Genomic DNA, 19,084 nt, shown 5'->3' with positions numbered 1-19,084 from the left:
AAGGCTTCGCTCTTTCGACCCCTTTTAGAGATCCGGGCGCGGCGACCATGGCAGAGAATGAAGCGGAAGGCGGCGCAGCCAGTGAGGGCGCGGAAGCCCCTCCGAAGAACAAGCTGAAGCTCATCATCATGGCCGTCGGCCTGCTCGCCGTCCTCGGCGGCGGTGCTGCGACCTGGTTCTTCTTCTTCCGTCACGGCGACAACGAGCATCATGCCGAGGCCGCGCCGCCGCCCAAGCCGCCGTCCTTCGTCGACGTCCCCGACATCATGGTCAACCTCGCCGGCGCGCCGGGCGAGCGGGTGCAATATCTGCGGCTGAAGATCGTGCTGGAGCTGAAGGAAGAGAAGCAGATCGAGGCGATCAAGCCGACGATGCCGCGCGTCACCGACATCTTCCAGACCTATGTGCGCGAGCTGCGCCCCTCCGACCTCAACGGGTCGGCCGGCATCTTCCGCCTCAAGGAGGAGCTGACCAAGCGCGTCAACGCGGCGGTCGCCCCGGTCCAGGTCAGCGCGGTGCTGTTCAAGGAAGTCGTGATCCAGTGAGCACGCTGCGGAAGGCAATGGGCTAGCGGCATGGCCGGCAACGAGCAAATGGACCAGGATGCGATTGCCGCCCAATGGGAGGCGTCGCTCGATTCCGAGGATCCCGCGGAGGCCGCGAAGGCTGCCGCCGAGAACGAATTATCGGAGACCATGGCCCTGCAATGGGCGGCCATGGTCGAGGACGGCAGCCGCGATCTCGGAAGCGGCAAGAACTCCGGCGAGCGGGTGCTGTCGCAGGAGGAGATCGACAATCTCCTCGGCTTCACCGTCGGCGACGTCACGCTCGACGACCATTCCGGCATTCGCGCCATCATCGATTCGGCAATGGTCTCCTACGAGCGTCTGCCGATGCTCGAAATCGTCTTCGACCGCCTGGTGCGGCTGATGACGACGTCTTTGCGCAATTTCACCTCCGACAACGTCGAAGTCTCGCTCGATCGCATCACCTCGGTGCGCTTCGGCGACTACATGAACTCGATCCCGCTGCCCGCCGTCCTCACCGTCTTCAAGGCCGAGGAGTGGGAAAACTTCGGCATGGCGACGGTCGATTCCAACCTGATCTATTCGATGATCGACGTGCTGCTCGGCGGCCGCCGCGGCACCAGCCAGCTCCGTATCGAGGGCCGGCCCTACACCACGATCGAGACCGAACTGGTCAAGCGGCTGGTCGAGGTGGTGCTGGCCGATGCCGAGCAGGCGTTCCGGCCGCTGTCGCCGGTGACCTTCACGATCGACCGGCTCGAGACCAATCCGCGTTTCGCCGCGATCAGCCGTCCCGCCAATGCCGCGATCCTGGTGCGCCTGCGCATCGACATGGAAGACCGCGGCGGCAACATCGAGCTGCTGCTGCCTTATGCGACCATCGAGCCGATCCGGGGCGTCCTGCTCCAGATGTTCATGGGCGAAAAGTTCGGCCGCGACCCGGTCTGGGAAGGCCACTTCGCCACCGAGATCGTGCAGGCCGAGATCGCCGTCGATGCCGTGCTCTACGAGGCCGACATCCCGCTCAAGCAGCTGATGCGGCTCAAGGTCGGCGACACGCTGCCGCTGGACATGCGCGCCGACGCCAACGTCACCGTGCGCTGCGGCGACGTCACGCTGACCGAGGGGCGGATGGGCCGGGTCGGCGACCGCGTCGCGATCCGCGTGACGAAACCCTTGCGCAAGCCAAGTACGACACTTGCGATGTTCGAGAAGGTGGACGAGCAGAACAAGATGATGGAGGCCCCATGAACCACTCCCTGGGAATGGCGATCGAGACGCTGGTGGCTATCCTGCTGATGTTGACGATCGTCTACTGCGTCATGCTCAACAAGCGGCTGACGCGGCTGAAGGCGGACGAGCACTCGCTGAAGGCGGTCATTGGCGAGCTGATCACCGCGACCGAGATCGCCGAGCGGGCGATCGGCGGGCTGAAGCTGGCCGTGCGCGACGTCAACGAGAACCTCGGCAGCCAGCTCGCCGCGGCGACGCAGATGTCGGACCAGCTCTACAAGCAGCTCGGCGAAGCCGACAACGTGGTGCGGCGGCTGTCCAAGATCGCGATCGCCGCGCGGCCCATGACCAGTCCGGAAACAGTCGCCGCGCCCGCGGCCAAGCCATCGACGGCGAAGGCAGTAGCGGCGGCAGCCGAAGCCTTCTCCGAGCGCCGACGATCCAACGGCCTTGCCGCATGAAATCAGGATATGAAGTCCTTTCGTAACATCCGCGTCATCCCGGTCGTCCTGGTCGCCGTCGCAGGCCTCGCCACGCTGAAGGTCGCGGGCCTCGTGATCAATGGCGGCTATGTGTTCGACTACAAGCCGAACCAGGCCAAGAAATCCTGGGCGCAGGAGAATCTGAACTTCCCGACCGGCCGCGAGGACCCGGAGATCATCACCGGCTCGACCCATGGTGCGCCGAAGGAGGCGCCCAAGCCCGCCGCGCCCGAGACCAAGCCCGAAGGCACCGTGGTCAAGGTGGACGAAGCCCAGCCGCAGGTCTCGGCCTCCGAGCGCGCGATCCTCGAGCGGTTGCAGGCGCGCCGCCAGGAGATCGAGGCCCGCCAGCGCGAGATCGACATCCGCGAGAGCCTGCTCAAATCGGCCGAGAAGCGCATCGAAGGCAAGGTCGAGGAGATGAAGGCGGTGGAAACCCGCATCTCAGCGACGCAGGCCGAGCAGAAAGCCGCCGAAGCCCAGCGCATGAAGGGCCTCGTCACCATGTACGAGGGCATGAAGCCCAAGGACGCCGCGCGGGTGTTCGACCGGCTGGAGATGGGCGTACTGATCGAGATCGCCTCGGCCATCGCGCCGCGAAAGATGTCGGACATTATGGGGCTGATGTCGCCGGAGGCCGCCGAGAAGCTGACGGTCGAGATGGCCCGCCGGGCCAATGGCGGCGGCGATCAGTCCGCCTCGGCCGGTGATCTGCCCAAGATCGACGGCAAGCCGACGCAAAAGCCGAATTGAGCGCTCAAGGCGGCGCGTGCTTTGGCAACCTGCGCGTTGCCGCGCGGTCGTTCGACTGAAGCCAGCCAGACACCCTGCGTGTCTAGTTCGCGAACGCCTGTTGCACCCTGCGAACAGGCGGGCGCAACTGCTTCTCCACACGAGGAAGAGTATTGAGCTGCTGCTTGTTCGCCACGGCCTTTGTGACCCGAGTCACGAGCTGCAGCGTGCTATGGCAACAGGAGCATTCATATACTTTCAGGGCATATCCTCTGGCGATCGGAATGATCTCGACGACCGCTCTTGCCCTGCTACACACAATGCAACCGGCTTCTCCGCTCATTGATGACCCCCCAAAGCCCTTAATCGGTTCGCATCGCCGAGATCACATCTGATTCAGAGTCGCGTGCGAAGCGCAACGCCTCGAAGGTTGTGGGCACGCACGCTCAACAACTCGTCAAGGCGGCACGTTGCGGGTGCAGCTGCGGCAGCCGGCATCTTCTGAGACTGCGGTGAGTTGACGCGCGCGTGTGTGAAGTGGCGGACAGTGGCACTCAAGGCGCCGTCGTAAGCTTCGGCCATTCGCAGTCAGCAGCGCAGGAGGAGGAGGCCATGAACTACTCGTCCGCAGCAGAACGCGTAATCGAGGCCGTCAACCGGCTCCTCATAGCGGCGATGACTTCCGCCTGGACATCCGCGCTAAACCATCAGCATGCAGCGCCGCCCGAGGGCGACGACGGCAACGATGATGAATCTTCTCTCGATCAAGAGAACGCCTCAGCGCCGGATGGCGCCGGCAATCAACACTAAAGACGCCATCGGCTTGCGAGCGTCACACGATCAGATCGTGCAACACATGGCCTTGTGCACCTGCTCCGTAAGCTGGATCAACGTCAGGCGGGGATGTTTCAGGCATGGACGCCAGCTCGGATCCGCGGAATGCTCCAGCGTGGTCGTGATGACCGGCGACATCTGAAAGATGATCCAGCACCGCACTGTGCTGTGAACCCTGCGAAGCGTCATCCTTGAACAGGAACGAGTCGCCGAGCTGCTGCGGATCGGCGGGCTTTGACGCGGACGTTCCATGGGGCGAGCCGTGCTGCTCCGCCGCCTTGCTTGAGAGCGAGGAGTGGGCGCCAGGGGGCGATGACTTCAGAAGGTCGGGGTTGAGCGCCGTCTCTGGCGCGTGATCGCCGGTATGACCAGCCGCCTGTGCGGCGTTTGCCGGGTGCGAGACGCCGTGATTCCCGGCATCGTTCCCCAGCGCAAGCCCGCGCCCGGCGTGCGGTTCGGCGGCGTCATGGTCAAAATTCAGCGCGGCGACAGCGATGTCAGGCGTCTGGCCGCCTCCGGAAATCGCGCCATTTTTGCCAGCCGTCGTGTCTGTGTCGAGCACGTGATTGAAGACAAAACTGACCTCCGTCGGTGCGGCCATGTGCTGCAGGATCGCAGGAAGTCCGCTGGCTGAGGGAGCTGCCGCCTCACTGCGGGTCGTTTCGGTCGCGCGCGTTTGCGCTTCGTCTGAACCGGTGAGGCTGGAATATTCGGTCCATTCCCCGCCCCAATTCAGGCTGGAGGTCGCCTCGCTTGATTGGATTGCGGAACTCCCATCGGCGAGGAGCGTGCCGTCGCCGCTTCCGGAATCGGACGAGACCTCGGAAGTGGTCGCGATCAGGGCGGTCGCGTCACTCTGCGCGGTTGCGGTGAGGTCGAGCAGTTCGCTGGCCGTCGCCATCACAGGTGCCGCCGGCGGCGCCAGGATGAAGTCCGACGCGTCGATGGTTGCAATGCCCTGCAAATGGATTTCGAGCAGGCCGGAATCGCCGACGTGAAGGGTCTGGTCCGTTGCATTGACGTACACGATGGTTTCGTTTGCCGCGCTGTCATAGAGCCAGGCGATCGTATGTGCCGGCACGACCGTGCTTGTTGAGCTCAAGGCCAAGATGACGAACCCAAGCGCACCAAGAGCGGTCAAGTCGATCTTGTCGGTCCCCGAGGCGAAGTCGGTGACGGTGTCGAACTGGCTCGCGTTGGAATCGGCTACGAACAAATAAGCGAAGCGGTCGTTGCCATTGCTGCCGGTGAGTTGGTCCGCACCAAATCCGCCGGTTATGGTGTCGCCGCCGTTGTTGCCGTTGATCGTATCGTTGCCCGAGCCCCCGTAGATGACGTCATCGCCGTCGTTGCCTTTGATCGTGTCATTGCCGGAGCCGCCATAGAGAACGTCCGCTTTGCCGGTGCCATTGACGGTATCACTGCTGGCCCCCGCGTAGATGATCTGACCTGTATGGCCGCCGCCCGCGATGGTTTCGCTCCCCGGCGTCCCATACACGTTGGGTGGATCGGAGATCACGACGGATCCGGTGGCCAGGTTATCAAAATCGTTGGGGTCTGCGTCACTAGCGCCATGGATGGCGACGGTCACCGCCTGGGTCGTACCATCGATGGCAGTTACCGTGAAAGTGTCAGTCAAGGTGTCGCCGACCTCGAGCGCCTGAACCACGCTATTGTTGTTGTCGAGGGTGTAAGTCCATACGCCGGCGGCCGTCATGGTGAAGGTGCCGTATCCGTCGTCGCTCGCCGCAGGCGAAGAGACCGCGGTGAAAGTGTTCGGCGCGTTGTCGACATCCGTATCGGTGAGTGCTCCGGTCGCGATGGGAACGCCGGGCGAGAAAGTTCCTGCCTCGGTCACTGAGCCGGTCGTGGTGCCGGAAATGATGGCCGCGTCGTTGGTGCCGTGGATGGTGATCGTCACCACCTGCGGCGTGCCGTCGACGGCTGTCACAGTGAAACTGTCGATAAGTGTGCCGCCGACATTGAGCGACTGCACCGCGCCGTTGGAGTTGTCGAGCGTGTAGGTCCACAGGCCGGCGGCGGTTATTGTGAAGGTGCCATAACCGTTGGTGCTTGCCGTGGGCGAGGTCACCGCTGTGAAAGTACTGGATGGATTGTCGACGTCGGTGGCAACGAGCGTGCCTGTTGCGCTCGGCGTGCCGGGTGTCGCGTTGGCAACGGCTCCGGCCTCGGTCACTGAGCCGGCCGTTGTCCCGGAAATGACAGCGGCATCGTTGCTGCCATGGATGGTGATCGTGATCACTTGGGCAGTTCCATCCAGCGTGGTCACAGTGAACGTATCGGTCAGTGTCTCGCTGGAATTGAGGGACTGCACCGCAGCCTTGGCATTGTCGAGCGTGTAGGTCCACACGCCCGCTGCGGTCATGGTGAAAGTGCCGTAGCCAGCGGCGCTCGCCGTTGGCGAGCCGACCGCCGTGAAGGCATTTGCGGTCGTGTCGACGTCAGCGTCGGTGAGCGTACCACTCGCGGTGGCGGTGCCGGGGTTTGCATTGGCGATGCCGCCAGCCTCGATCACTGCGCCGGTCGTCTCACCGGAGATGATCGCCGCGTCACTGGTGCCGTGGATGGTGATCGTCACCACCTGGGCGGTGCCTCCGATCGTGGTTACCGTAAAGCTGTCGGCCAGCGTCTGGCCGGCCTTGAGCGCCTGCACAGCAACGTTGGCGTTGTCCAGAGTGTAGGTCCACACCCCGGCAGCCGTCATCGTGAAGGTGCCGTAGCCACCGGCGCTCGCCGTTGGCGAGTTCACCGCGGTGAACGTATTGGGCGGATCGTCGACGTCGGTGTCGGTGAGGGTGCCGGTCGCAATCGGCGTGCCGGGCGTTCCATTCGCGATGCCACCAGCCTCGATAGTCGAGCCGACCGTGGTGCCGGAGATGATTGCCGCGTCATTGACACCGTTAATGGTGATCGTGAAGGTCTGATTGACAGAGCTGAATCCATCGGAGACCGTGATGACGAAGCCATCGGTCGTGGGTGCCTTCAGCGCGTTGATAGCGGCGTCGTCAGGCACGAACGTATAGGCGCCGCTCGTGCTGTTGACGTAGAGTATTCCGTAGGGGCTTGTCTTCGACAGATCGTACGTCACTCCACCCAGGACCGTATTGCCTGCGCTCGCCCCGATGACGCCGAAGGTCAGCTGGTCGTTGCTGTTGGTGCTACTGGCACTGAAAGTTCCTGTCGCCGCAGTGAATGTGTCAAACACCACCGTGTCGAGTTCAGCTGGCCCGGCTCCGGTGCTGAGCGTCGGAGGTAGACGTCCCAGAGGCTCGGGAACGACGAATGGCAACACGGTCGGCAATGTCCGCAGCTCGGGCGCGTCAGGCGGAACGAAGTTGATCGGCTGCAGCGGCTGGGCTTTGACAAAGGGTGGTGTGCTCGATCCATGTGGCCCTTGCCCGTCCGTGAGATTGGCGAGCACATCCTGCTGAGCGGCGCGCAACTCGTCCATGCGAGCGGCCGTGTTCGCGACCTGGTTGACACTGATGGTGGATCCCACCCTCTTGAGGACGATTGTCTCGCCGGGATCTTCAACGATGATGTGTCGTGGGATCCGCTCCTTGGTCACGAGCTCAAATGCACCGTGCGCAAGGTCCTTGTAGGTGATGGAGTCGTCATCCAGGAATGTGACATCAGGATCCGCAGCTTCGGCATTTTGCGCGGCCGAGAAAGTCAATGCTGCAAGTGTCAGCATCCCGAAGCCGCCGGCGTGGCCCCGGGCGCGGATGCCTGCAATGGGTGTACTCACCTGGAGTGATCCGGTTTCTGCTAGCCGGCCTGGTACGAAACTGAAGCTCCCTCGGGTCACGTCGAACAGGGCCCTCGGTGACATGCCTTCGGCGTCGAAGACGAATTCGCTCAGCACGACGCGAGTGCCGCAGGCGATGTTGAACAAAGTACCGTCGAGGAAGCGAAGTGTGATCTGTCCGGCAGCATCGGTCTCGATCACGTCAGCCCTGTGGACAGGCGCGCCAGCTACCGCCTGTGTGGCCACGCCGCTCGATGGTATGAGCGTGCCGCAACCGATCACTGTATGGATATGGCCAATGATTTGGACGGGCAGGGCCATGGCGGCCCCGCTATCAACCTGGATGCCGGACGCAACTGACATGGTTTAACCTCGCCTGGGTGATCGATTCAGGCTCGGCGTGCTGCCATGGTCTTGCTCGGGGCGCCCTCGCCAAGGGACGAAAATATCCTAGGCGCTGGCAGCCCAAAGGCATGCCCGCCGAAATAATCAAGTTTGCTTTTGAGAGAGACGTTTCGCGGGGACAGCCAGACTGACTGCCATTTCCGCTCCGCCCTCCCGCCAATGTGATTAAATTAAAAAACGAAACGTATTCAAATTTGTGGCATTTAGCTCGCGCTGGGCTTAATTAAGCCGGTCGAGAAAATTAAACAACAATTATATTTATTGCAGCTGCGCTTCGCGGCTCAAAAGATGGCCGCCGATAGCGACAAGATCTTCTCAGAAAGGGGGGATCATGCGCAGATCTACGATAGCCGCTTTGGCGACCGGCTTTGTTTTGGCGATTGCCAATTTCTTGCCGAGTGCGGCTCGAGCGCAAATCGATTCCGCCAAGCCCGCCGTCGCTACCCCGGCTTCGAAACCGATTGGGAAGGTGGTGGCGGCAACAGGCTCGGTCACGATCGAACATGCGGGCGCAGTGGTCGTTCAGGCGAATGTCTCGAGCGAGCCCGCCCGGACCAAGACGGGTGATTCCGTATATCTCGGTGATGTGGTGCTGACCGGGGCCGACGGCCGGGTCGGCATCAACTTTACCGATGGCAGCTCGTTCAATCTATCGAGCAACGCCCGCATGGTGTTGGATCATTATGTGTATGAGCCGGACGGCAAGTCCAATGCGACCCTGTTCAATCTCGCCAAGGGAACGTTCACTTTTGTTGCGGGCAGTGTCGCCAAGACCGGTGACATGAAGGTCGATACTCCCGTCGCCACGCTGGGGATCCGAGGCACGACGCCGCATATCGAGATTTCGGATGATGGGTCAGCCAGATTTTCGACCCTGATTGAAGAGGGCAACAGCAAGCTCCTGAAGAAGCCGCCGGCAGTCGCTGCGCCGAAGCCCGATCGAAGCGCCAATCGCAGACTCAATATCTGTCGCGGATGCTGAGAAGTTGACCTGAAGCCGCCATGCCGGCGCAACGCGGCCGATACCGGGATTAACGCTTCGTCACTCTCCGAGATCGGCGCCTGGTGCGAAAATGACCGCAAGAGCCAGTGCCATCAAGGCAGTGATTTTCATTCTGATTGTTGTGCTGTCCGGTTCGTCGGGCTTCGCGCAGAAGCCAAAGAAGGGCGGCTCACTCAAGAATGTTGAACTGTGTAACGGCTCAGATCGGGTGTTGCCCGAAGCTCGGATCGACGGCTGCACGGCGTTTATCGATGCGGGCGAGGGGACTGCGAACGGCTTCGCTGTCGCCTACAACAACAGGGGCAATGCCTATAGCGCCAAAACCGACTACGAACGCGCGATCAAGGACTTCACTGAAGCGACCCGGCTCAATCCAAATTATGCCAAAGCCTTCAACAATCTGGGCGTGGCTTATCTGAGGACGGGCGCGCACGACCTCGCCCTTGGCGCTTTTGAGGAGGCGCTCAAGCTGAATCCAAACTATGGCGCTGCGTTTGCCAACCGTGCGGCAGCCTACCTGAAGGGCAATGCGTACGAGCGTGCAGCGCAGGACTATGATGAGGCAATTCGTCTTGATCCGAATCTGGAGGCGGTGTGGAGCGGACGCTGTTGGGCCCGAGCCGTCCTCGGTGCTTTGCAGGCTGCGCTGGACGACTGCGACAGGGCGCTTCGATCGGAAGCAAACAACGCCGCAACGTATGATTCGCGAGCTCTGATCAATCTGAAAATGGGGCAACTTTCCGCGGCTATCGATGACTACAACTCAGCGCTGCGATTCGCGCCCAAACTTGCGAGCGCGCTCTACGGTCGCGGGGTTGCCAGACTCAGGCTCGGCGACAAAGGCGGCGGCGATAGCGATATTTCGGCGGCAGGAAGAATCGACGCGGGAATCCGCGAGGATTTTGCTCGTTTTGGAGTGCCGTCGAACGATTGACCAATCGCGACAGCGCTGTCGTGCAGGTGTTAACAACTTCTTAACCGCCTGCCTCTCAAATCCAAGCTCGACGGAGGCGCCCACGCTCGATCCGGCACGGCGTGCTGTCCCCAGAGCAAATCAAGATATAGCATTAACAAGTCCTTAATTGGCGGGTCCTACAGTCGACGGCACCGGCCGGCGCCATTGCCGGCATGGATTGTCGGACCGGAAGAAATGCCGCCAATGGCGCGAGAGGCTGCCGATGGATTGTGGTCGCGAGCCCGCGCAATGGCGCCAGGGCTGTCGCGTCATGTCCGAAAAGCTGGCGTGCTGGCGGTCTGCCTGCTGATCGGCCTCGGTGCGCCTGCCCGGGCGGCCGATCCTGTCAGGGGCGAGGCGACCTTTTCGGCCGGCGGCGGCTTTGCCCGCCTCGTCATCAAGCTCGGCGAGGACGTTCCCTCCGAGGTGACGACTGCGGGCTCCGTCCTCATCATCCGCTTCGACCGGCCCGTCGACGTCCCCGTCGACCGCGTTCCGGAAGGCGCGCCCGATTACGTCAACTCCGCGCGCCGCGATCCTGACGGCGGCGCCATCCGCCTGTCGCTGGCGCGGCGCGTCACCGTCAACACCATGAACGCCGGCGAGCGCACCTTCGTCGACTTGTTGCCCGAGGGCTGGAAGGGACCGCCGCCGAGCCTGCCCATGGACGTGGTCAAGGAACTCGCCGAGCGTGCCCGCGTGGCCGAGCGGGCGCTGCGCGCCCAGCGCGCCGCGGCCGAGAGCAAGAAGCGCCCGCAGATCCGCGTGCGCGCCTCGGTGCAGCCGACCTTCGTCCGCTTCGTGTTCGAGATGCCCGACGGTGTCGGCGTCTCCTCCGTGCTCAACGAGCAGAAGCTCACGCTCGCTTTCAACGCCAACCTCAATTTCGATCTGGCGGACGCAATCGTCGCGGCGCCGCCGAACGTCGCCTCGATCAAGCAGAAGGCCGACATCGACCAGACCAATGTCGAGATCGCGCTGATCGGCGATTCCGACGTGCATTCGTTCCGCGACGAGAAGAACTACGTCGTCGACGTCTCCTTCCAGCCCGACAAGGGCAAGACGGCGGCGACTCCCGAGGCGGCGATCGCGCAGATGAAGCCGGCCGGTCACGGACCGACGCCGGACAAGCCCGCGGCCGAGAAGCCGAAGGACGCCCATCGCGAGATCACGCCGCCGACCTCCGAGGCGATCGCGCGCGACGCCAAGGTCGATGTGAAGCCTGAGGTGAAGCCGGAAGCGTCCGCCGCGATGCCGCCCGCTGACGCGCCGAAACCGGCGCCTGCGACCGAGGCTGCGCACGCACCGGAAGCGCCCAAGGAAACCGCCAAGGAAACGGCGAAGGAAACCGCGAAGCCGGCGCCGCCTGTTGTCGAAGCCGCGCCAGCCAAGCCCGCGCCAGCCGAAGCGCCGAAAGAGGTCGCGAAGGAAGCCGCCAAGACTGTGCCTGCCGAAGGACCGGCCGCGCCGCAGCCGACCGTCGCCAGCGTCGATGCGCGCCGCGACAGCGACGGCCTGCGCGTGACGTTCCCGATCCAGGTCGCAACGCCCGCGGCGGCGTTCCGCCGCGGCGACACCGTCTGGCTGGTCTTCGATACACCGAAGCCGATCGATGTCGAGGCGATCCGCGCCAGGGGCGGCGCGATGATCGGCGAGGTCGGCCGCGTCCCGCTGGACAAGGGGCAGGCGCTGCGCATCCGTCTCACCCGCCCGCTGGTCTACTCGCTGGCGAGCGAAGAGGTCGGCAAGGAGACCAACTGGCTCTTGACGCTGGCCGACAAGATCCAGACGACGCCGCTGCCGCTGATGATGTCGCGCAACATCACCGACCCCGCGCTCGCCAACATCGCGATCCCCTTCGCCAATCCGGGCGTCCTGCACAAGCTCACCGATCCCGACGCCGGCGACACGCTCTATGTCGTGACCGGGCAGCGGCCGGTGCGCGGCTTCATCAAGCGGCAGGACCTCGTCGATCTCTCGCTGCTGGAATCCGCGCACGGCATCGCGGTCCGGCCGAACTCCGACGAGGTCGGCGTCGAGGTCGGCTCCGACAAGGTGATCCTCGGCAAGAAGGGCGGATTGACGCTGTCGCCGGTCGATATCTCGGCCGAGCGGGCGCCGACCGCGGTGCGCCCGGTCTTCAGCCCCGAAGGCTGGCGCAAGGGCCAGTCGGAAAATTTCGTGGCGCGCCAAAACGAGCTGATGACGGCGATCTCCAACGTCGAACCGGCGCTGCGCTCGCTACCGCGGCTCGATCTTGCGCAGTTCTACATGTCGCGCGCGATGTATCACGAGGCCAAGGCCGTGACCGAATTGATGTTGAGCGATCCGCTCAACAAGGAGGAGAGCGGCGCGCTGATCATGCATGCGATCGCCAGCATCCTGATCGGCCGGCCGGCGCAGGGCCTGAAGGACCTGGCCAATCCCGTGATCGGCAACAGCCACGACTCCCAGCTCTGGAAGGCGCTCGCCTATGCGCGCCAGGGCAAATGGGCTGACGCGCGCGAGAAGTTCAAGAACGTCGAATTCGCCATTGCCTCGCTGCCGCTCGACATCCAGCGCATCGTGACGATGGACGCGATGCGCGCCTCGCTCGAGGTGAAGGACTATGCCGGCGCCTCCAAGCGCCGCAGCGAACTCGAAGTGGTCGGGGTCCCGCCCGAGGCAGCGCCCGGCTTCGCCGTGCTGCGCGGCCGGCTCGCCGAGGCGCTCGGTCACGACAAGGACGCGCTCGACGATTACAGGCTCGCGGTCGCCTCGTCCGATCGGTCGGCTGCGGCCGAGGCCAAGCAGCTCGAGGTCGCGCTGCGGCAGAAGCGCGACGAGATCGGCAAGGAAGACGCGCTGCGCGAGCTCGAGACCCTGTCGATGACCTGGCGCGGCGACGCGATCGAGGTCAAGACGCTGCAGATGCTGTCGCAGCTGTATGCCGAGAACGGGCGTTACCGGGACGCGCTCACGGCCGCGCGCACCGCGACGAAGCTCCAGCCGAACGCTGAAGCCTCGCGTCAGGCGCAGGATCTCGCCTCCGAGCTGTTCACGCAAATCTTCCTGGGATCGAGGGGTGACGAGCTGCCGCCGGTCGAGGCGCTCGGGATGTTCTACGAGTTCCGCGAACTGACGCCGATCGGCCGCCGCGGCGACGAGCTGATCCGCCGTCTCGCCGACCGTCTCGCCTCGATCGATCTGCTCGACCAGGCCGCCGAGCTGCTGCAATACCAGGTCGATCACCGCCTCGAAGGCGCAGCGCGCGCCCAGGTCGCCGCGCGCCTTTCCATGATTTATCTGGCCAACCGCAAGCCCGACATGGCGATCACCGCGCTACGCGCGAGCCGCATCAGCGATCTCTCCGGCGAGCTCAGGCAGCAGCGCCTGCTGCTGGAAGCGCGCGCGCAGAGCGACGTCGGCCGTCACGACCTCGCGCTCGATATCGTCTCCAACGTCTCTGGGCGCGAAGTGCTCCGCCTGCGCTCCGACATCTTCTGGGCGGGCCGGCGCTGGCGCGAATCCGCCGAGCAGATCGAGCTCTATTACGGTGAGCGCTTCCGCGACTTCAAACCGCTCAACACGGTGGAGAAGAGCGACATCATCCGTGCCGCCGTCGGCTATGCGCTCGCCGACGACTCGATCGGCCTGTCGCGCTTCCGCGAGAAATACGCGCCGCTGATGAGCGAGAGCGCCGACCGTCTCGCCTTCGACATCGCCAGCAAGCCGGCCGCGGCCTCCAGCGCCGAATTCGCCGAGATCGCCAAGCTGGCGGCCAGCGTCGATACGCTCGACGGCTTCCTGCGCGAGATGAAGCAGCGCTTCCCCGACGCCACCGCCCGCGCGCCGAGCTCGCCGCAGGCCAAGGAAGAAAGCGACCACACCGGCTCGCTGCCGACGATCCCGGTGGTGCGGCAGATCAAGATGACGCGGTAGGTTGCCGCGCGAAGCGCGGCCCGGACGACGCCTCGACCTCCGTCATTGCGAGCGCAGCGAAGCAATCCAGGAATCTTTCCTTAGTGGCAGTCTGGATTGCTTCGTCGCAAGAGCTCCTCGCAATGACGGGGAGGGAGTTGCGCGAAAATCCCAGCGCGTTGTCGCCGAGCTTCTCGCATTCACCTGGTGGTTGTGTTATCGTAAAGTTCCTCAGCCGAGCACGATCATGAAGCAGCCTTGCGTCTACATGTTCGCTAACCGCCGCAACGGGACGATCTACGCCGGCGTCACCTCCAATCCGCCGCGCCGTGCGTTCGAGCTCGCGAAGGCTTGGTGAAAGGCTTTTCGTCCAAGTACGGTTGCAAGCTGCTGGTCTGGTACGAGCTGCACGCCACCATGATCGACGCCATCACGCGCGAGAAGCAGATCAAGGGTGGCAGCCGGGCTGACAAGAGAGCGTCAATCCGGACTGGCAGGATTTGTACGACACGCTGATCTGACGGCGCAGGCTGTAGATTTGTCAGGCGAGCCGTCGCTCCATCCTCCGTCATTGCGAGCGCAGCGAAGCAATCCAGGAATCTTTCCGCGGTGGGATTCTGGATTGCTTCGTCGCAAGGGCTCCTCGCAATGACGGGGAGGGCGGGGAGGCTTTTGCGGGAGAGCGGAGAGGATGCGCAGCGGTAAAGTTACCGAAGATCGCCCCTCATCCCCCGTAGCTCTGCACCAGGCTTCCTGCCACCAGCGACCAGCCATCGACCAGCACGAAGAAGATCAGCTTGAACGGCAGCGAGATCGTTGCGGGGGGTAGCATCATCATGCCCATAGACATCAGGACCGAGGCGACGACGAGGTCGATGATCAGGAAGGGCAGGAACAACAGGAAGCCGATCTCGAACGCGCGCTTCAGTTCGGAGATCATGAAGGCGGGGACGAGGATGCGAAGTGCGAGATCATCGGGGGTGGCCGGGGGCGGGTCGCCCGAGAGGTCCAGGAACAGCTTGAGGTCTTTCTCGCGCACGTTCTTCTGCATGAAGCCGCGCAAGGGGACGGAGGCACGCTGGAGCGCGTCCTCGACGCCGATCTGGTTGGCGACGAGCGGGCGGATGCCGTCGTCGTAGGATTTCTGCAGCACCGGCCCCATCACGAAGAAGGTGAGGAACATCGCGAGCGCGATGATGACCGAGTTCGGCGGCGCGGTTGCCGTGCCCAACGCGGTGCGCAGCAGCGACAGCACGACCACGATGCGCGTGAACGACGTCATCATGATCAGGATCGACGGCGCGATCGACAGCACGGTGAGCAGCGCGATCAGCTGGATTGCGCGCTCGGTGACGCCGCCACCGCCGGCGCCGCCGCCGAGATTGATGCTGATGTCCTGCGCATGCGCCGGCATCGCTGCCGATGCCGCGCCGATCAGAACAGAAAGGAAAAGAACTCTACGCGGGAGGGACGGCAGCCTCACGAAGACGGCTTCGGACGGCCGAGCAGCGAGGCCATCTCGTCTTCGAGATTTTCAAAGCTGGTCTTTTCCGCGGCCGGCTTCGGAGGCGGAGCCGGGGGCGCCGCCGGCTCGCTGCGAGCCGCCCGCGGGGGAGCGGCCGGCGGCTCCGGCGCGACGGGAGGCGCGACCGTTTCGCCGGCGGGGCGGCGCAGCGCGGCCTCGAGCCGCTGGGCCATTTCCGCGAGGTTCTGCTCGGCGCTCGACGGGCTCGCGGCGGGCGCCGGCGACGGCACGGGCGGCGCTTGCGGCACCGGCGGAGGAGGCGGCGGCGCAGGGGCGCGCTCGGCGCGCACGGGCGGCATCTTCATCGGCTCGCTCTGGCGCGGCGGACGGGGCATCAGTGGCGGCTCGCTGCGCGGGGCGCGCGGCGGCAGCGGCTCGGGCCGCGGTTCGCGCTCGGGACGGGGCGCCATCGGCTCGGGCGGAAAGCCGCCCATTGGCGGTTCGCTGCGGCGCTCGGCCAGCGCGGGAGCGGGCCGGCGCACCTCGTCGGCGAACGACGGGCGCGCGGGCCGCGGCGGCGGCTCGGGCATTTGCGGCTCGGGATGATCGAGCAGTTCGGGCCGCGGCGCTTCGTCGGCCCAGCCGCCGGCATCAGGCATGGGGGCAAGGCGCGGCGATTCGGGGGCGTTGGGACGCTGGGGGAGCTGGTCGCGGCCATGCGCGGCGCGAACGATGTTGGGCTCGACGACGATGTCGGTGGGGCCGCCGATCATCAGGAGATGCTCGACATTGTCGCGCCGGACCAGCACCAGGCGGCGCCGGCCGTCGACCGCGGCGGCATCGATCACGGCGAGCCGGGGCATCCTGCCGCGCTGGGTGTTGGCGCCGAGCCGGCTGCTGGCGAATCGGCGAACCAGCCAAGCAGCGACACCGATCAACGCCAGAACGACGATGAACGCGACGATGAAGGTGATAGGGCTGCCTTGCATACTTGTCCCCGACAAATGGCGCTGTTCTCGTTCCCATGGTCGGATGTGCCAACCACCGGCCTACGATGCCCCAAACTGCGATTTCTTAACGTCCCACGGCAAGTTTTGCCGTCCCCAACTCTTAATAACCCATGAATCGCTCGATCCAAAACGACTTCTTGGCCTGTGCATGCGCCGCCAAATGGTTGGGTTAATACCACTTTTGGAGGCGTAGAATCACGGGGCGCAAAATCTGTGTCCCACGCGGGGACAGGCGTCGGGAACGTCCTTAACCAGCTGTTAACCATACACGCGGCAAATTCTGCCTAGCTTCGGACCTTAGAGGTCCGCAGGAGGCGGAAGGAGCCGCGACGATGTCCATCAACGACCTCCCGGTGCTGTCGGCGCTTCGCACCAAGATGCAGTGGCACCAGGAACGCCAGCGCGTCCTGTCCGAGAACGTCTCCAATTCCGACACGCCCAAGTTCCGGCCGCGCGACCTGGTCGAGCCGAAACTCGACAAGGCCGGGGCCGTCACGGGCTCGATGGGGCCCCTGGCACTCGCCCGCACCAGCGGTTCTCACATGACGCCATCGGGCGCGGCATCCGGATTCGACCAGAACAAGAATGCGGGCTTCGAGACCCGCCCCGCGGGCAATGCCGTCAATCTCGAAGAGGAGATGATGAAGGCCGCCAGCAACCAGATGGACTACGCGGCGGCGACCTCGCTCTATTCGAAGAGCCTGCATCTGCTCAAGACCGCCATCGGCAAGGGCTAGCCGCATGATCCGGGAACAGAACAGCTAGGAGAGGCGCATCATGGCCAATGACAGCAGCGACTTCGCCCGCTCGATGGCGATCGCGACCTCCGGTCTGCGGGCGCAAGCCGGCCGCATGCGGGTGATCTCGGAAAACATCGCGAACGCGGATTCGACCGCGCAGACATCGGGCGGCGATCCCTACCGCCGCAAGGTTCCGACCTTCTCCTCCGCGCTCGACCGCACGCTCGACGCGCAGGTCGTCACCCTCGGCAAGATCAAGCCCGACCAGTCGAACTTCCGCGTCAAATACGAGCCGAGCAATCCGGTCGCGGACGCCAGCGGCAACGTCAAATATCCCAACGTGAACTCGGTGGTCGAGATGACCGACATGCGCGACGCGCAGCGGTCCTACGAGGCCAATCTCAACATCATCAGTGCGACGCGCCGGATGATCCAGCGCACCCTCGACATTCTCAAGAGCTGAACAGGACAATTGAGCCATGGCATCACCGACAATCGCCGCCAATGCTTATGCCAACCTTGCCCGGGTGCTGGAGAACAGCGGTGCCGGTGCCGGGAAAGGCACCGAAGCCAGCGGGCAATCCTTTGCTTCGATGCTGAAGGACGCCGTCGGCAGCGTCATGGAGTCCGGTCGCAAGTCGGATGCGCAGACAGTGGCGATGGCCGCCGGCAAGGCCAACGTGATGGACGTGGTCACGGCGGTCGCCGACACCGACGTCGCGGTGTCCACGCTGGTGTCGGTCCGCGACCGCGTGATCGCGGCGTATGAGGACATCATGAAGATGCCGATCTGAATTTGGGCGCTGGCGCTCGCCCCAGTCGTCATTGCGAGCGCAGCGAAGCAATCCAGAAATCCCTCCGCGGCGGCAGTCTGGATTGCTTCGTCGCAAGGGCTCCTCGCAATGACGGGGAGGGGCCGGACGATCCTCTCCGGGGTGGTGGGGATGAAACTTGAACAAGGAATTCTGCAAATGACCGGCCCCGAAACCCTCGACGTTGCGCGCGATGCGATCTGGACCATCGTGATCGTGTCCTCACCCCTGATGGTGGTCGGTCTGGTGGTAGGCGTCATCGTGTCGCTGTTCCAGGCGCTGACGCAGATCCAGGAGCAGACGCTGATCTACGTGCCGAAGATCCTGGCCATCTTTGCCACGATGCTACTGGCGCTGCCGTTCATGGCCGACGCGCTGCACGCCCACATGCTGCGGATCTCGTCGCGAATCATCGGCGGCTGAGGCAAGATGCGTCAATTATGCGCATCGACGTCTCGCTGCTGCCGGCGCTCGCCGCTTCCTTCATGCTCGCCTTCGCCCGGGTCGGCGCAATGGTGATGCTGCTGCCCGGCCTCGGCGAGACCAATATTCCGACGCGGATCAAGCTGTCGATCGCGCTGCTGCTCACCCTGATCATCCTGCCGCTGCACCGTAACGCCTACCAGGTCGACATGGGCTCGCTCGCGCCGCTCCTGGTCCTCATGCTGCATGAGATTGCGATCGGCATCGTGCTGGGCGCGACCGCGCGCGTGACGCTGTCGGCACTCCAGGTCGCGGGCTCGGTGATCGCGCAGCAGATGGGGCTCGGTTTCGTCACCTCGGTCGATCCGACGCAGGGCCAGCAGGGCGTGCTGGTCGGCAACTTCCTGACCATGCTGGGGGTGACGCTGCTGTTTGCCACCGACAGCCATCACCTGGTGATCGCGGCGCTGAACGACAGCTACACGATCTTCTCGCCGGGCGAGACCGTGTCGAGCGGCGATGTCGCCTCGCTCGCGACGCGCGCCTTTGCCGCCGCGTTCCGCCTGGGCCTGCAGCTCTCGGGGCCGTTCCTGGTGTTCGGCCTGGTCTTCAACATCGGGCTCGGCGTGCTGGCACGGCTGATGCCGCAGATGCAGGTCTATTTCGTCGGTGTGCCGCTCTCGATCTTCGCGGGCTTCCTGGTGCTCGCCGTGGTGCTCACGGCGATGATGGGCACGTATCTGGATTACTTCATCGGTGTCATGCACCAATTGATGCCGCTCAGGTCACGATAG

At 64.2% G+C, this 19,084-nt stretch carries 16 protein-coding genes and 1 pseudogene; 14 read left to right on the top strand and 3 right to left on the bottom strand.

Annotation, left to right across the window (positions count from 1 at the left end; translation table 11 throughout):
• The first annotated feature begins 47 nt into the window (after positions 1-47).
• From fliL to IVB26_RS27005, 5 genes are all read left to right on the top strand, one after another.
• Positions 48-545 (top strand): flagellar basal body-associated protein FliL, encoded by a 498-nt coding sequence (fliL, locus tag IVB26_RS27025; protein ID WP_247968161.1) that lies wholly within the window; start codon positions 48-50, stop codon positions 543-545.
• A gap of 30 nt (positions 546-575) precedes the next feature.
• Complete coding sequence (gene fliM / locus IVB26_RS27020) at positions 576-1,778, top strand: flagellar motor switch protein FliM (protein ID WP_018321852.1); 1,203 nt, start codon at positions 576-578, stop codon at positions 1,776-1,778.
• Positions 1,775-2,221: a DUF6468 domain-containing protein gene (locus IVB26_RS27015; protein ID WP_212081757.1), complete on the top strand. Its 447-nt coding sequence runs from the start codon at positions 1,775-1,777 to the stop codon at positions 2,219-2,221. The genes fliM and IVB26_RS27015 overlap by 4 nt, the downstream gene beginning before the upstream one ends.
• A gap of 9 nt (positions 2,222-2,230) precedes the next feature.
• Positions 2,231-2,995: a MotE family protein gene (locus IVB26_RS27010; protein ID WP_246920670.1), complete on the top strand. Its 765-nt coding sequence runs from the start codon at positions 2,231-2,233 to the stop codon at positions 2,993-2,995.
• 591 nt (positions 2,996-3,586) lie between these two features.
• Positions 3,587-3,784, top strand: a complete 198-nt coding sequence (locus IVB26_RS27005) for a hypothetical protein (protein WP_247968160.1) — start codon at positions 3,587-3,589, stop codon at positions 3,782-3,784.
• 22 nt (positions 3,785-3,806) lie between these two features.
• Here IVB26_RS27005 and IVB26_RS27000 read toward each other — a convergent pair whose 3' ends face one another.
• Positions 3,807-7,940 (bottom strand): VCBS domain-containing protein, encoded by a 4,134-nt coding sequence (locus tag IVB26_RS27000; protein ID WP_247968159.1) that lies wholly within the window; start codon positions 7,938-7,940, stop codon positions 3,807-3,809.
• Between the two features lie 397 nt (positions 7,941-8,337).
• On the opposite strand from IVB26_RS27000, the gene IVB26_RS26995 reads away from it, so the two are divergent.
• The 4 genes and pseudogenes from IVB26_RS26995 (at position 8,338) to IVB26_RS26980 (ending at position 14,361) form a co-directional block, all read left to right on the top strand.
• A complete protein-coding gene (locus tag IVB26_RS26995) occupies positions 8,338-8,964 on the top strand; it encodes a FecR family protein (protein WP_346732835.1) in 627 nt (208 codons plus the stop codon).
• Positions 8,965-9,055: 91 nt separating this feature from the next.
• On the top strand, positions 9,056-9,919 hold the full coding sequence (locus IVB26_RS26990) for a tetratricopeptide repeat protein (protein ID WP_247968157.1): 864 nt from the start codon (positions 9,056-9,058) through the stop codon (positions 9,917-9,919).
• Positions 9,920-10,144: 225 nt separating this feature from the next.
• The gene (locus tag IVB26_RS26985) at positions 10,145-13,861 is read left to right on the top strand and encodes a tetratricopeptide repeat protein (protein ID WP_247968156.1); all 3,717 of its coding nucleotides are present in this window, start codon (positions 10,145-10,147) and stop codon (positions 13,859-13,861) included.
• A 226-nt stretch (positions 13,862-14,087) separates the two neighbouring features.
• A pseudogene (locus IVB26_RS26980) lies at positions 14,088-14,361 on the top strand (GIY-YIG nuclease family protein).
• Between the two features lie 203 nt (positions 14,362-14,564).
• On the opposite strand, the gene fliP reads toward IVB26_RS26980, so the two are convergent.
• A complete protein-coding gene (gene fliP / locus IVB26_RS26975) occupies positions 14,565-15,323 on the bottom strand; it encodes a flagellar type III secretion system pore protein FliP (RefSeq protein ID WP_247968155.1) in 759 nt (252 codons plus the stop codon).
• Positions 15,320-16,294 (bottom strand): flagellar biosynthetic protein FliO, encoded by a 975-nt coding sequence (locus IVB26_RS26970; protein ID WP_247968154.1) that lies wholly within the window; start codon positions 16,292-16,294, stop codon positions 15,320-15,322. Before IVB26_RS26970 ends, fliP begins: the two co-directional genes overlap by 4 nt.
• Positions 16,295-16,647: 353 nt before the next feature.
• On the opposite strand from IVB26_RS26970, the gene flgB reads away from it, so the two are divergent.
• The 5 genes from flgB (at position 16,648) to fliR (ending at position 19,084) form a co-directional block, all read left to right on the top strand.
• Positions 16,648-17,052, top strand: coding sequence for a flagellar basal body rod protein FlgB (gene flgB / locus IVB26_RS26965; RefSeq protein WP_246931034.1), 405 nt, complete (start codon positions 16,648-16,650; stop codon positions 17,050-17,052).
• Between the two features lie 40 nt (positions 17,053-17,092).
• Positions 17,093-17,518, top strand: coding sequence for a flagellar basal body rod protein FlgC (flgC, locus tag IVB26_RS26960; protein ID WP_246931033.1), 426 nt, complete (start codon positions 17,093-17,095; stop codon positions 17,516-17,518).
• A 16-nt stretch (positions 17,519-17,534) separates the two neighbouring features.
• On the top strand, positions 17,535-17,849 hold the full coding sequence (gene fliE / locus IVB26_RS26955; protein ID WP_247968153.1) for a flagellar hook-basal body complex protein FliE: 315 nt from the start codon (positions 17,535-17,537) through the stop codon (positions 17,847-17,849).
• A gap of 177 nt (positions 17,850-18,026) precedes the next feature.
• Positions 18,027-18,290, top strand: coding sequence for a flagellar biosynthesis protein FliQ (fliQ, locus tag IVB26_RS26950; RefSeq protein ID WP_018321865.1), 264 nt, complete (start codon positions 18,027-18,029; stop codon positions 18,288-18,290).
• 17 nt (positions 18,291-18,307) lie between these two features.
• On the top strand, positions 18,308-19,084 hold the full coding sequence (fliR, locus tag IVB26_RS26945) for a flagellar biosynthetic protein FliR (RefSeq protein WP_247968152.1): 777 nt from the start codon (positions 18,308-18,310) through the stop codon (positions 19,082-19,084).

The organism is Bradyrhizobium sp. 195, from assembly GCF_023101665.1.
In the GTDB taxonomy this organism is placed as follows: Bacteria; Pseudomonadota; Alphaproteobacteria; order Rhizobiales; family Xanthobacteraceae; genus Bradyrhizobium.
The sequence above is the reverse complement of the archived record's forward strand: the minus strand, read 5'-3'. Positions and strand labels throughout refer to the sequence as shown.

Excerpts from the sequence above, each read along its gene's own strand:
- fliL (WP_247968161.1), top strand. The coding sequence starts at position 48 with ATGGCAGAGAATGAAGCGGAAGGCGGCGCAGCCAGTGAGGGCGCGGAA.
- fliM (WP_018321852.1), top strand. The coding sequence starts at position 576 with ATGGCCGGCAACGAGCAAATGGACCAGGATGCGATTGCCGCCCAATGG.
- IVB26_RS27015 (WP_212081757.1), top strand. The coding sequence starts at position 1,775 with ATGAACCACTCCCTGGGAATGGCGATCGAGACGCTGGTGGCTATCCTG.
- IVB26_RS27010 (WP_246920670.1), top strand. The coding sequence starts at position 2,231 with ATGAAGTCCTTTCGTAACATCCGCGTCATCCCGGTCGTCCTGGTCGCC.
- IVB26_RS27005 (WP_247968160.1), top strand. The coding sequence starts at position 3,587 with ATGAACTACTCGTCCGCAGCAGAACGCGTAATCGAGGCCGTCAACCGG.
- IVB26_RS27000 (WP_247968159.1), bottom strand. The coding sequence starts at position 7,940 with ATGTCAGTTGCGTCCGGCATCCAGGTTGATAGCGGGGCCGCCATGGCC.
- IVB26_RS26990 (WP_247968157.1), top strand. The coding sequence starts at position 9,056 with ATGACCGCAAGAGCCAGTGCCATCAAGGCAGTGATTTTCATTCTGATT.
- IVB26_RS26985 (WP_247968156.1), top strand. The coding sequence starts at position 10,145 with ATGGCGCGAGAGGCTGCCGATGGATTGTGGTCGCGAGCCCGCGCAATG.
- IVB26_RS26970 (WP_247968154.1), bottom strand. The coding sequence starts at position 16,294 with ATGCAAGGCAGCCCTATCACCTTCATCGTCGCGTTCATCGTCGTTCTG.
- flgB (WP_246931034.1), top strand. The coding sequence starts at position 16,648 with ATGTCCATCAACGACCTCCCGGTGCTGTCGGCGCTTCGCACCAAGATG.
- flgC (WP_246931033.1), top strand. The coding sequence starts at position 17,093 with ATGGCCAATGACAGCAGCGACTTCGCCCGCTCGATGGCGATCGCGACC.
- fliE (WP_247968153.1), top strand. The coding sequence starts at position 17,535 with ATGGCATCACCGACAATCGCCGCCAATGCTTATGCCAACCTTGCCCGG.
- fliQ (WP_018321865.1), top strand. The coding sequence starts at position 18,027 with ATGACCGGCCCCGAAACCCTCGACGTTGCGCGCGATGCGATCTGGACC.
- fliR (WP_247968152.1), top strand. The coding sequence starts at position 18,308 with ATGCGCATCGACGTCTCGCTGCTGCCGGCGCTCGCCGCTTCCTTCATG.